Origin of the sequence: Stenotrophomonas sp. GbtcB23 (genome assembly GCF_019091045.1) — a bacterium.
GTDB lineage: Bacteria > Pseudomonadota > Gammaproteobacteria > Xanthomonadales > Xanthomonadaceae > Stenotrophomonas > Stenotrophomonas rhizophila_A.
On sequence record NZ_JAGXKC010000012.1, the window covers coordinates 52,216 to 64,858 of the forward strand.

At 65.6% G+C, this 12,643-nt stretch carries 11 protein-coding genes; 8 read left to right on the forward strand and 3 right to left on the reverse strand.

What is annotated here, in order from left to right; genetic code table 11:
* The first annotated feature begins 3 nt into the window (after positions 1–3).
* The 4 genes from KVS69_RS07115 to KVS69_RS07130 all read left to right on the forward strand — a co-directional run bounded on the left by KVS69_RS07115 (position 4) and on the right by KVS69_RS07130 (position 4,384).
* Positions 4–1,293, forward strand: a complete 1,290-nt coding sequence (locus tag KVS69_RS07115) for a tryptophan--tRNA ligase (protein ID WP_217537607.1) — start codon at positions 4–6, stop codon at positions 1,291–1,293.
* Between the two features lie 44 nt (positions 1,294–1,337).
* Positions 1,338–1,676 carry a hypothetical protein gene (locus KVS69_RS07120; RefSeq protein ID WP_217537608.1) on the forward strand — a complete coding sequence of 113 codons (339 nt, stop codon included), beginning with the start codon at positions 1,338–1,340 and terminating at the stop codon, positions 1,674–1,676.
* Between the two features lie 37 nt (positions 1,677–1,713).
* A complete protein-coding gene (locus tag KVS69_RS07125; protein WP_210133062.1) occupies positions 1,714–2,646 on the forward strand; it encodes an MBL fold metallo-hydrolase in 933 nt (310 codons plus the stop codon).
* An 85-nt stretch (positions 2,647–2,731) separates the two neighbouring features.
* Positions 2,732–4,384 carry a M28 family metallopeptidase gene (locus KVS69_RS07130; protein ID WP_217537635.1) on the forward strand — a complete coding sequence of 551 codons (1,653 nt, stop codon included), beginning with the start codon at positions 2,732–2,734 and terminating at the stop codon, positions 4,382–4,384.
* A gap of 159 nt (positions 4,385–4,543) precedes the next feature.
* On the opposite strand, the gene KVS69_RS07135 is transcribed toward KVS69_RS07130, so the two are convergent.
* On the reverse strand, positions 4,544–5,878 hold the full coding sequence (locus KVS69_RS07135) for an MFS transporter (RefSeq protein WP_068848597.1): 1,335 nt from the start codon (positions 5,876–5,878) through the stop codon (positions 4,544–4,546).
* A gap of 178 nt (positions 5,879–6,056) precedes the next feature.
* On the opposite strand from KVS69_RS07135, the gene yedA reads away from it, so the two are divergent.
* The 3 genes from yedA (at position 6,057) to KVS69_RS07150 (ending at position 8,495) form a co-directional block, all read left to right on the forward strand.
* Positions 6,057–6,959, forward strand: a complete 903-nt coding sequence (yedA, locus tag KVS69_RS07140; RefSeq protein WP_217537609.1) for a drug/metabolite exporter YedA — start codon at positions 6,057–6,059, stop codon at positions 6,957–6,959.
* Positions 6,956–7,870, forward strand: a complete 915-nt coding sequence (gene rarD / locus KVS69_RS07145) for an EamA family transporter RarD (RefSeq protein WP_210133063.1) — start codon at positions 6,956–6,958, stop codon at positions 7,868–7,870. Before yedA ends, rarD begins: the two co-directional genes overlap by 4 nt.
* 187 nt (positions 7,871–8,057) lie before the next feature.
* On the forward strand, positions 8,058–8,495 hold the full coding sequence (locus tag KVS69_RS07150; protein ID WP_210133064.1) for a hypothetical protein: 438 nt from the start codon (positions 8,058–8,060) through the stop codon (positions 8,493–8,495).
* Here KVS69_RS07150 and KVS69_RS07155 read toward each other — a convergent pair.
* A complete protein-coding gene (locus KVS69_RS07155) occupies positions 8,492–10,024 on the reverse strand; it encodes an MASE1 domain-containing protein (protein WP_217537610.1) in 1,533 nt (510 codons plus the stop codon). The two genes, KVS69_RS07150 and KVS69_RS07155, sit on opposite strands and share 4 nt — an antisense overlap.
* Positions 10,025–10,417: 393 nt before the next feature.
* Between KVS69_RS07155 and KVS69_RS07160 the strand changes: the two genes are divergently transcribed.
* On the forward strand, positions 10,418–11,278 hold the full coding sequence (locus KVS69_RS07160; protein WP_217537611.1) for a hypothetical protein: 861 nt from the start codon (positions 10,418–10,420) through the stop codon (positions 11,276–11,278).
* 43 nt (positions 11,279–11,321) lie between these two features.
* On the opposite strand, the gene KVS69_RS07165 is transcribed toward KVS69_RS07160, so the two are convergent.
* Complete coding sequence (locus KVS69_RS07165) at positions 11,322–12,632, reverse strand: ABC transporter permease (RefSeq protein ID WP_217537612.1); 1,311 nt, start codon at positions 12,630–12,632, stop codon at positions 11,322–11,324.
* Positions 12,633–12,643: the final 11 nt, after the last annotated feature.

The following is a 12,643-nucleotide window of genomic DNA, read 5'->3' on the forward strand; positions in this document are numbered from 1 at the left end:
CACATGACCACCCGCGTTCTTACCGGCATCACCCCCTCCGGCACGCCCCACCTGGGCAACTATGTCGGCGCCATCCGCCCGGCCATCACGGCCAGCGCAGCGCCCGGCATCGAGAGCTTCTTCTTCCTGGCCGACCTGCACAGCCTGATCAAGGCGCAGGAACCGGAGAGGACCCAGCGCTCGACCCTGGAGATCGCCGCCAGCTGGCTGGCCTGCGGGTTGGACCCGGACAAGGTCTGGTTCTACCGGCAGAGCGACATTCCCGAAACCACCGAACTGATGTGGTTCCTGACCGTCATCGCCAGCAAGGGCATCCTCAACCGCGCCCATGCCTACAAGGCGGCGGTGGACAAGAACCGCGAAGAACAGCTGGATGAGGACGCCGGCATCAGCGCCGGGTTGTTCATGTACCCGGTGCTGATGGCTGCCGACATCCTGATCTTCAAGGCCAACCGCGTGCCGGTGGGCCGCGACCAGATCCAGCACATCGAAATGGCGCGCGATTTCGCCCAGCGCTTCAACCACGTGTACGGCAAGGAGTACTTCCCGTTGCCCGACGTGGTGATCGACGAGCAGGTGGCCACCCTGGCCGGCCTGGACGGCCGCAAGATGAGCAAGAGCTACCACAACACCATTCCGCTGTTCGCCCCGCGCGCGGAGCTGAAGAAGCTGGTGTTTTCCATCCTTACCGATTCGCGTGCGCCGGGCGAGCCCAAGAGCACCGAAGGTTCGGCGCTGTTCCAGATGTACCAGGCCTTCGCCAGCCCGGAACAGACCGCCGCGTTCGCGCAGGCGTTTGCCGACGGCATCAGCTGGGGCGATGCCAAGCAGCAGCTGTTCGAGCGCATCGATGCCGAACTGACCCCGCTGCGCGAGCGCTATGACGCGCTGATGGCCGAGCCGGAGAAGATCGAAGCGCTGCTGCGCCGTCGCGGCCAGCAGCTGCGCGAGCAGTACGCCATTCCGCTGCTGAAGGAGCTGCGCCACGCGGTGGGCCTGCGCGACCTGTCCACGGCCGGCGACATCGCGGCGGAAGACGGTGGCGTGGCGCGCGCTGCGCCGCCGCTGTTCAAGCAGTACCGCGAAAAGGACGGCCGTTTCTACTTCAAGCTGCAGGCCGGCGACGGCACGCTGCTGATCCAGAGCGAAGGCTTCGATTCGCCGCGCGATGCCGGCCAGCTGATCGGCGTGCTCAAGCAGACCGAGCACGGCGATGGCCTGCAGAGCGAATTGTTCAAGCTGGAAGCGGAAGTGGACACGGTGTTGGCGGCATTGCAGGAGCTGCGCGGGTAGCCACCGACCGTTGGTCGGTGGACACGTAGACAAAGGAAACCACGATGGCCTGGTTGTCGTTGTTGTTGTTCCTGCCCTGGTTCGTGCTGCTGGGCACCCTGTACTGGCTGTTCCCCCGCCACCCCCGCCACACCGCGCGGCGCCTGTTCGACGGCGTCGCGCTGCTGCTCGCCTTCGTCCTGAGCATCCTGGCCATGCTGTGGGGCCACCACATCGGCGTGGTGCAGAGCGATGCCGGCCCAATCTGGCGACAGGTCCTGGCGGTGCTGTATGCCTACGGCGCGTTCCTGGCGGTGATGGTGGCCGCGGTACTGCTGCGCGGGGGCTGGCTGGCCGCGCGTGCGACCAAAGCCGCATCGAAGTCGGCCGGCGACACCGCCTAGAATCAGGCGTACACCGCCTGTTGCCAGGGATGAGCAGATGTCCTCCGACCCCAGCATTTTCACCATCGATACCGCGTTCCAGCGCAGTGACTTCGACGCCGCCTACCTGATCGTTGAAAACGGACGCGCCGCCTTCATCGATTGCGGCACCGGCCTGGCCGTGCCGGCGATGCTGGCCGCGCTCACGCGTGCCGGCTGCACGCCGGAGCAGGTGGACTGGCTGGTGCTCACCCACGTGCATCTGGACCACGCCGGCGGGGCCGGCCTGCTGATGCAGCAGCTGCCCAACGCCACGCTGGTGGTGCACCCGCGCGGCGCGCCGCACATGATCGACCCCGCCCGGCTCATTGCCGGTGCGACCGAAGTCTATGGCGCGGCCGAAATCGCGCGCAGCTACGGCCCCGTCCTGCCGGTGCCGGCCGCGCGCGTAGTCATCGCCGAAGACGGTCACCGCGTGGACCTGGCCGGGCGCAGCCTGCTGTGCCTGGACACGCCCGGGCACGCGCGCCACCACCTGTGCGTGTGGGACGAGCGCAGCCGCAGCGTGTTCACCGGCGATACCTTTGGCCTGTCCTACCGTGAGCTGGACAGTGCACGCGGCGCCTTCATCATTCCCACCTCCTCACCGGTGCAGTTCGACCCGGAACCGCTCAAGCACTCCATCGCGCGGCTGGTCGCGCTGCAGCCGCAGGCGGTATACCTGACCCATTACGGGCGGGTGGAGAACATTCCCGCATTGGCCGCCGACCTGGTCGAGCAGATCGATGCAATGGTGGACATCGGCCGCCAGTGCGACGGACGCCCCGACCGCCATCGCTGCCTGGTGGCGGCGTTGACCGTGCTGTACCAGGAACGGGCGCAGGCGCATGGCTGCCCACTCGACGATGCGGCGGTGGCGCAGGTGTTGGCGATGGATATCGAGCTCAACGCGCAGGGCCTGGCCTGCTGGCTGGACCGCGACCGCCGCTGAGCGCGCACGCGGGGCCTGCCCGGTAACCGGAGTGTCACGTTACACTCTGGCATTCCGTTTTTTTCTGGTACCTGCCGTGAATCCGATGCGCATGCTGCTGTTGTCGTCCTGTCTGTTCGTGGGCGGCCTGGCCCACGCGGCCAATGACCTGCCCGGCGGTGGCATCGACCCCGAAGCGCTGTCGCGGCATGTGCGCATCCTGGCCTCGGACGAGTTCGAAGGCCGCGCGCCGGCATCGCCCGGTGAAGAGCGCACTGTGCAGTACCTGATCGAAGAATTCCGCAGATCCGGGCTGCAGCCCGGTGGCGTGGATGGCAGCTGGGTGCAGCCGGTGCCGATGGTGCGTGCGCAGGTCGATGGCCCGGTGACCGCGAAGCTGCGCCAGGGCGGCAAGGCGCGCACGCTGGTCAACGGCGAGGACGTGACCCTGCAGAGCCTGCGCCCGCAGGCGGCGGTGGACATCAAGGACGCGCCGCTGGTGTTCATCGGCTATGGCATCGACGCGCCCGAGCGCCAGTGGAACGACTACAAGGACGTGGACCTGCACGGCAAGATCGCCGTGGTGCTGATCAATGACGCCGACTTCGAAGCGGACCGTGCCGGGGCCTTCGACGGCAAGGCCGTCACCTATTACGGCCGCTGGACCTACAAATTCGAGGAAGCCGCGCGGCGCGGCGCCCAGGGCGTGCTGATCGTGCATGAAACCGCGCCGGCCGCCTATGGCTGGGCCACGGTGAAGAGCTCGGGCACCTCGCCGCTGTTCGATATCGAGCGCCCGCAGGACCAGGCCCTGGCCCAGCACGTGCCGGTGCGCGGCTGGATGCAGCGCGCGCTGGCCGAGCAGCTGTTCCGCGATGCCGGCCTGGATTTCGAGGCCGAAAAGCGCAAGGCGATGACCCCGGGCTTCCAGCCGGTGGCGCTGGGGGACGCCACGCTGTCGGCGCAGTTCAAGCTCAAGCGCGAACAGGTGGTCACCCGCAACGTGGTGGCCAAGCTGCCCGGCGGCGCGCACGCCGATGAGGCGGTGATCTTCTCCGCGCACTGGGATGCCTTCGGTATCGGCCAGCCCGACGCGAAGGGCGACCGCATCCGCCGTGGCGCGATCGACAATGCCACCGGCGTGGCCACCGTGCTGGAGCTGGGCCGCGTGTTCGCCGCAGGCCCGCAGCCGCAGCGCACCCTGTACTTCGTGGCGCTCACCGCCGAAGAGAAGGGCCTGCTGGGTGCCAGCTACTACGCCGCGCACCCGTTGGCGCCGCTGGACAAGACTGCCGCGGTGATCAACATCGAGATGTTCAGCCCGGATGGCGCCACCCGCGACATCGCCTCGTGGGGCAAGGGCCGGGTCTCGCTGGAAGGCGACCTGGAGCGCGTGGCCAAGGCGCGTGGGCGCAGCTACAGCCCGGACCCGAACCTGGAAGCGGGCTTCTTCTACCGCGCCGACCACTTCGCCTTCGCCCGCCTGGGCGTGCCGGCCATCACCATCGGCCCGGGGCTGGACAAGCTGGAAGGCGGCGTTGCCGCCGGCAAGGCGCTGCGCGACAAGTACTTCGCCGACTGCTACCACCAGGCCTGCGATGCCTGGACCCCCACCTGGGACCCGGCCGGCCACGCCGCCGACACCCTGCTCGTGTACGACCTCGGCGCCGAGCTGGCCAACAGCCGCCGCTGGCCGCATTGGGAAGAGGGCTCGGAATTCCGCAAGACCCGCGAACAAAGCGAAGCGGCTCGCCGCTGATTGCCGTGCGGGTCACGACCAACAGTCGTGACCTACCAAGGCATCTGGCGGAAGGTAGATCACGACCGTTGGTCGTGATCCCCGCGAACCCAAACGAAAAACGCCGGGCAATGCCCGGCGTTTTCTTTTCCCGTGCTGCGGCTGTTCGCCGCTGCCCGGTTATTTCCGCGTGCCATCCAGGTAGTTCGGGCCATGGTTCTTCAGGAAGAACATGTACACCACCAGGGATACCGCGATGATCGCGGTGACATAGATGGCGAAATCGCCCACCCGGTCGGTCTTCAGCGCGCCCTGGTACAGCAGCGGAGCGGTACCACCGAACAGCGAGTTGGCCAGCGCGTAACCAAAGCCCACGCCCAGTGCACGCACGTGGGTGGGGAACAGCTCGGCCTTCACCACCGCGTTGATCGAGGTGTAGCCGGTGAGGATCACAAAGCCCAGGGCCAGGGTCAGGAACGCGATCAGCGGGTCGTGCTGGTTCGGCAGTTCGGTGATCAGGTACCAGCTGTACAGCACGCCGCCCACGCCGAAGAACACCAGCAGGCTCTTGCGGCCCACGATGTCCGACAGCCAGCCGCCAATCGGCTGCAGCACCATCAGGAAGGTCAGCACGCCCAGGTTGATCAGCGTACCGGTCATCACGTCGGTGCCGGCGAACGCGCTCTGGATCATCTTCGGCCCGTTCACCGAGTAGGTGTAGAAGGCCACGGTGCCACCGGCGGTGATCAGGAAGCACAGCAGCAGCGGGCGCCACTGGTTCACGAACAGCTCGTACATCGAGCCGGACGCCTTGGCGCGGCCTTCGCGCGCGGCTTCGATGGAGTCTTCGCCCAGCGATTCATCCATCGAGCGACGCAGCCAGAACACCACGATCGCAGCCAGGCCGCCGATGCCAAACGCGATGCGCCAGCCCCAGGCCGAAATTTCCGGCTTGTCCCAGAACAACAGCATGGTGAACAGGGTCAGCTGCGCCAGCACATGGCCACCCACCAGGGTGACGTAGTGGAACGAGGACAGGAAGCCACGACGGCCCGGGATGGCCGCTTCGGACATGTACGTGGCACTGGTGCCGTACTCGCCACCGGTGGCGAAGCCCTGCAGCAGGCGTGCGAACAGCAGGATCAGCGCGGCCCAGCCACCGATGGTGTTGGCCGTGGGGGTCAGCGCGATCAGGAACGAACAGGCTGCCATCATCGACACCGACACGGTCAGCGCCAGGCGACGGCCGTAACGGTCGGCGAAGCGGCCGAAGTACCAGGCGCCGATCGGGCGCATCAGGAAGGTGGCGGCGAAGATCGCCCACACGTAGATGGTGGAGTTCTTGTCGGCGGCCGAGAAGAACTGCGATTCGAAGTAGACCGCGAATACCGAGTAGACGTAGACGTCGTACCACTCGACAAGATTGCCCGCCGAACCCTTGAGGGTATTGGAGATCGAGCGTTTCAGCGCGGCCTTGTCATTGGCGGGCGCGGCCAGGGTGGGGGAAGTGCTCATGTTGGAAAACGGTCCTCACGGTGGAGCAATGGCAATACTGGTTTTTACCTTACCCCACGTGATGATCGGTGGGCATTGCACCATGTAACTAGGTCCAGCACGACAGCGTGCCACCAGAGGGCATGCCGGGCCGCCGGCAAAGGCCTAGAATCGCCTCTCCCCCGACCGCTGGTCCCGTATGGCCGCCACCCCCGCAACTCCGCAGGTCGCTCCCCGCAGCGGCCTGGTCGTCCTGGCCCTGCTGCTGGTGTACGTGGTGTGGGGGTCTACCTACCTGGGCATCCGTTTTGCCCTGGAAGGCGGGGCGCTGCCGCTGACCACCGTCTCCGGCGCCCGGTTCATCGTCGCCGGCAGCCTGATGTACGCGGTGCTGCGCTGGCGCGGCATGCCCGCGCCCACCGGCCGGCAGTGGCGCAACCTGGTGATCATGGGCCTGACCATGCTGGTGCTGGGCAACGGCATGGTGGTGCTGGCCGAGCGCACGGTGTCCTCCGGGCTGGCCGCCACGGCGGTGGCATCGGTGCCGCTGTGGATGGCCCTGTTCGGCGCCATGCGCGGTCAGCACGCCACCCGCGGCGAATGGCTGGGCATCGCCATCGGCTTCCTCGGCGTGGTCTGGCTCAACGCCGGCAGCAGCCTCACCGCCTCGCCGCAGGGCCTGGTGCTGCTGCTGATCGCCCCGATCGGCTGGGCCTTCGGCTCCGTCTGGGCGCGCAGCCTGGACCTGCCCAGCCCGTTCATGACCGCCGCCGGGCAGATGCTGTGCGGCGGGGTGATGCTGGTCGCGCTGGGCCTGGCCACCGGCGAACGCCCGACCACCTGGCCCAGCATGAATGGGCTGCTGGCGGTGGCCTACCTGTGCATGTTCGGCTCCATCGTGGCCTTCACCGCCTATGTGTGGCTGCTGCAGAACGTGCGCCCGGCGCTGGCGGCCAGCTACGCCTACGTCAACCCGGTGATCGCCGTACTGCTGGGCGCGCTGATCGGCCACGAGCATTTCGGCCCGCATGACCTGCTGGCCATGGGCGTCATCCTGGGCGGCGTGCTGGTGCTGACCCTGGCACGGACCCGCCGCAAATGAGCGCTGTGGAACGGACGCCCCTGCAGGAACAGCGCCGTGGCCTGGCCATCACCGCCTTCACCTTCACCCTGTGGGGGCTGGTACCGGTGTACTGGCACCTGCTCAAGGCGGTGCCCTCGCAGCAGATCATCGCCCACCGCATCATCTGGAGCACCGTGCTGGTGGTGGCCTGGCTGCTGCTGAGCAACGGCACCGGCTGGTGGAAGCAGATTGCCGCCCAGCCACGCGCGCTGCCCACCCTGGCCCTGAGCAGCATGGCCATCGCCTTCAACTGGGGGCTGTACATCTGGGCGATCAACGCCGGGCACGTGATCGAAACCAGCCTGGGCTACTTCATCAACCCGCTGGTGAGCGTGGTGCTGGGCGTGGTGGTGCTCAAGGAGCGCCTGCGCGGCCTGCAGTGGTTGGCGGTGGGGTGCGCCGCACTCGGCGTGGCGTGGCTGACCCTCGACGCCGGCACCCCGCCGTGGATCGCGCTGGGGCTGGCCTGTTCGTTCGGGCTGTACGGCCTGCTGCGCAAGATGATCTCGGTGGACCCGGTAGCCGGGCTGGGCATCGAAAGCCTGTATCTCTTCCTGCCGGCCATCGGCTTCGCGCTGTGGAGCGAAAACGGCCACGGTGGCGCGTTCTTCAGCGGCTGGGGCTGGCGCAACGACCTGCTGCTGATCCTGGGCGGCGCGGTGACGGCATTGCCGTTGATCGGCTTTGCCTATGGCGTGAAGCGCATTCCGCTCTCGCTGGTAGGCATCCTGCAGTACATCGCCCCCAGCCTGGGCCTGCTGCTGGGCGTGTTCTTCTTCCGCGAACCGTTCGACACCGCCAAGGCGATCGGCTTTGCCGCGATCTGGACCGGGCTGCTGTTGTTCATCGGCGACAGCCTGTGGCGCTCGCGGGCACCTGCGCGGGCCTGACATCCGGCGGCCACGCAGGGCGTGGCTCTACGCAGCCTGTGAACGACCTGCATTGGCGCCGCGCTCCGGACGTGGAGCCATTCCCTACGTGGCTGCGCGACCACGTTTCCGACATTCTTCATGGTGTGGGCCTTTGGGCGCAAATAGCATCGCGCGCATCCACTGATGAAGCCTCTGGAGGTCCACTGTGTTGAAGTTGACTACGCGTTACGTGTGCCCGCTCATCCTGATGATGGCTTCACCGCTCAACGCCTGGGCACTCTGCTGCCCAAGTGTTGGGCAGAAGCCAGCGCGTAGCGGAATGGGCGAGATCCAACCCTCATCAGCCAATCTGAGTCTGGATCGACGTTGGAGCGTACATGCCTTCGAGCGCGACGCCGTCAACTACTTCCAAGTCAGTGACAGTGCCGGATCCATCGAGTTCATCCTGGCAAAGTCAGGCGACACCTTCTGGGTGCTTCCATCTGGCCCAGTCGACACGCAGATATCGCTCCCTTCGGAGGATCGCTACCCACACGTGGCGGATGTTGTGGAGGCTTACCGTGACCATGAGTTTAAACTGCTCGTCAGCGGTCACGGGCCGTCAACCGTGTGGTCGGTTGAGCGTGTATCCGATATTCCCTAGCAGGTGGACGAGTCGGCGAGGAACATCCGGATCCGATCTCGGCGGCACTGAATGGTGCCGCCGTAGGCTTGGGCGCGACCGCTGAGTCGCCCGATCGCCATGGTCATAGTGCTTCGCGAAATGTGGTGTCGTGAATCCAGGACGCCGACAGTGATCACGATGCCCCTGGTAGCGCCGAACTGGCCACAGCGCGCCCGGATCCTCAGTGGGCCGCGCTCGTGCTCCAGAAAGAGGGACACGGCCTCCGTCAATGCACGGTAGGCAGTCAGTTGCAGATCAAGGCTGAGGCTGCATGGGTCGCCGGTGAGGCTTGATCTGGCAAGGCGACCTGTCTGGTCCCAAGCTTCGCCTATGCCGCCAACCTGGATGGCGAGATACAACCCTACGTGTTCCATCGTGGTGGGATAAACCATGCTGGTCTGTTCCCGGAACGTCCGCGAGTGGACAGTCGACACATGGAGCAGATTGGACGCGACATCGTGGTGGCCGTTGCTCCTGAGCCAATCGATGGTGTCGCTCAACGACGCATCCAGGCGCTCGCCGATGCGTCGGAGGCTGTCGACGCGATTGCGCAACTCCTGTTCACCGGCGATGTGGGAGGCGCGCGCGTTGGAGATTGCCTGACGACCCGCCTTCGCATGCAGCAGATACTGATGATAGTAGTCGGTGATCCTCGAGCCCAACGCGAGCAGCGCCGTCCCGGAGAGCGCGGTAACCAACTGCACCTTGAAGGAGTCAAGGTCGAACGATCCGGGAAGCCCGGTCACTGGCGTGCTGATGCGTACGAAGACGTACATCATCGGCATTCCGATGGCCGCCCCCCACCATCCCTGGATACAGGTAAGGGCGATGATGGGAGCAACCATGAGTAGCAATATCGCGGCCTTGTGGGCGTACGCATCCTCCGGGATGAGGATGGATGCCACGCCAAGTGCAAGCAGGGAGGCGGCCGCGCTTGTACTGGGGGGCTCTCGCCACGTTGGCCAATCGACCTCCTTGCGTCGACTCCACAGCACCGCCATGGGGGCAATGGTGAGAATGGCGACGTAGTGTCCAAGCATGAACCTGCTGGCAATGACAAAAACATCGCCCGCCGGTGGTGACTCCCAATATGCATGCATCAGCACGAGATTCCCAACGCCGACAGCGAGCGCCGCCGTGGCCGCGATGGTGAGCATCCAAGCTTGGCTCTTGCCCGAAACTGCACGCCGGTGCAGGTAGACGATCAGTGCGACGAGTGGAAACTGATAGGCCGAGGACACCAATACCCATTCAAGCCCGTACGTGCCTACCAGAGGAAGGCGCATTTCGGCGAAGTAGGCGTACTCCCCCAGCAGGAGGTAGGGCCACATGCGAACTGGCGTGATCAGTAATGCGGCCACGCGTATACCGGACGGCAGAAAGAACTGGTCCAGTGAGATCTGTCGCGTTGACCAGCAGGCGATGGCGTAGAGAGTGGCTGCAAGGAGTCCAGCGGGGAGGGTCAGAATCCCCGACTGAATCTTCGTGATCAGTCCGTCGCGCGACATCCATACCCTCCTGTGGTTTCCCGCTGTCGCATTCAGTCTGCGGCGCGTGTTTCTTTCGAGGGCGCGAAAATAGCGGCCGGAGATGGAGGGCGCAACGGGATTGCAGAATTTTCGGACAAGAACGAGGCCGCTTCACTGATTCCGTTGAGCCTCGTCACAGCGTTGGTTTGATCGGCGTCTCAGATGGGCATCGCTGGCGATACAGCTGGGCTGACGCAATGTGCCGTTTGAACGAGCATGAACGACACGCGGTCGTGGTCCAGGGCGCGCCGACCGCATCATTTCAGATGGCGCACACCTGGCGGCGCAATTCGATCCATTCCGATATCCCTGGACACTCCCACGATGCTGCACTCACACCACCCGCGTGTGCGGGCTATCAGGGAGTGGGTAATGAAGAATCTGGGGTGGTTGCTGTTGGCGGCATTGCCATTGCAGGGCATGGCGCAGGAAAAAATTGAAGATCCCGTCGCACAGCCGTGCTACATGTGTACCGATGCTGAGATGTACGCGAAGGCGCGCTCGCTGGGCGTCGGCTCGCACTACGTCTACCAGGCCGCAAGCCAGACCAACATTCAGGGGTTCCACGTCACCAACGAGAACGGGCAGCTGGTAGCCACGCATTTCGTGCCAGCACCGTGGATACGCACGCAGTACAACGCGCTGATGAAGCTCTACAATGAGGTCCGGGGCGCTTTCGTTGACCAGTGGGGAACGGTGTCGCTGCAGCCACCGGGATCACCGCACGTGATGATGGAACAACCGCAGAGCGACACCCTGCTGTGGGGGCATCACGTCTCCGACCTCAATCCCAGGCGTGAGGAAGCGCGTGAAACGGTACGGCGCATGCTCACCCGCTCAAGCCGCTACGCCTTCTTGAACGCAGATGCCGAGCACGGCCGCATCCTGCGGTTCGAATCGCAGTCTTATGGCGCGTCGCCGTTGATCGCGCAGCTGAAGATCCTGACGTCCTCGCTCGGCTACGTCGAGTTCTACTTCGATTACGAGACACGCCAGTGGGAGTATCTGAACTCGCGGGACTGGAACTGGGTGATCCAGGAAAAAGCGGACGACTTCCTGTATCCGGACGGCACCGCGCGCAGGCTGCCTTACGAGCGGGCGCTCGCGCCCTACTTCGTGCAGCGGGCCGGCTGGGCGGGCGTAAAAGTCACGGGGACGCCTGCGTTCGGCACCTCCACCGTTGCATACCTCTGTGCCCGGATTGCTGGAAAGATTGAGTGCCGGGCGGAATGATCCATCCACCGTGCCCCTCCCGGGGGCACGGTGGTTCCATGCATCAGGTTTCGCGCAACGCCGTGGTTATAGGCAGCCGCGCCGCACGCAGCGCGGGGAACAGCCCGCCCACCAGGCCGATGCCCAGCGCCCACTTCAGCCCGCTCCACAACAGCTCGGGCGAGACCTTGAACTGGAACACCACCTGGCTGAAGTTGCTGCCGATGGTGGACACGCTATAGCCGTTGAAGATGGCCCACGCCACGAGCCCGCCCAGCAACCCGCCGATCAGTGCCAGCAACATGGTTTCAAGCATGATCGCGGTGACCACCGGCAACCCACGGAAGCCAATCGCACGCATCGTGGCGATCTCACGCGCGCGGGTGGCCACCGCCGCATACATGGTGTTGAGCGCGCCAAACACCGCACCCACCGCCATGATCGCGCCGATCACCGTGCCCAGCACCTTGATCAGGGTGTTCAGGCCACCGCCCTGCTTGGCGTAGTACGCCCGCGTGGTCTCCACATCCAGTTTCAGACGCGGGTCGGCAGCGACGCCGGCCTTGAACTGATCGAACCCGGCCTTGCCAGCGGTGCGCACGCTGATCGATTGCCACGCGCTGCGCTGGTAGGTGTTGGCCAGCGTCTCAGCGTCGGTCCACAGTTCCGAATCATGGGCATCGCCGGAGTTGAACACACCCACCACGGTCCACTGCTGGTTGCCCAGCGTGAGCGACTTACCCACCTCAAGCCCGCGGAACTGGCCCTGCGCGCCCTTGCCGACCACGATCTCGCGCAGGCCGGGTTTGAACTGGCGGCCCTCGGTGACCTTGACCTTGTCGTGCACCGCCCAGGCCATTTCGCCCACGCCACGGAACTGCGCATTGACGTCGGTGCCGTCGCCCTTGGAGACCAGGTTGACCACCTGCGACAGCTCCGGGGAAATCATTGGCCGGCCCTGCGCATCCTTGGCCACGCCGGGCAGGGTGGACAGCAGCGGCACCTGGTCGCGGGTGATCACCGAATTGGTTTCGGCCTGCGAACCGCCGCGCAGCACGATGGCCGTGGTGTCATCGCCGGTGCTGTTGAGCGTGGCCTGGAAGCCCTGGCCCATCGCCAGCATTGCCACCAGCACGCCGACCACGCCGGCAATGCCCACCACCACCACCGAGGATGCTCCCCACCGCTGCGGCAGGCTGGCCACGCCAATGCGCGTGGCGGCCAGCGCCAGCCGACCGCTGCGGGTGAGCAGCAGCCACAACACCACGGCTACGGCCACGGCCAGCACCCCCGGCCAGGGCAGCATGATCCACACCGCCAGCATCACCGCCAGCAGCAGCACCGACAACAGATTGCTCAACCATTGCTTCTTCATGTCGGTTCTCC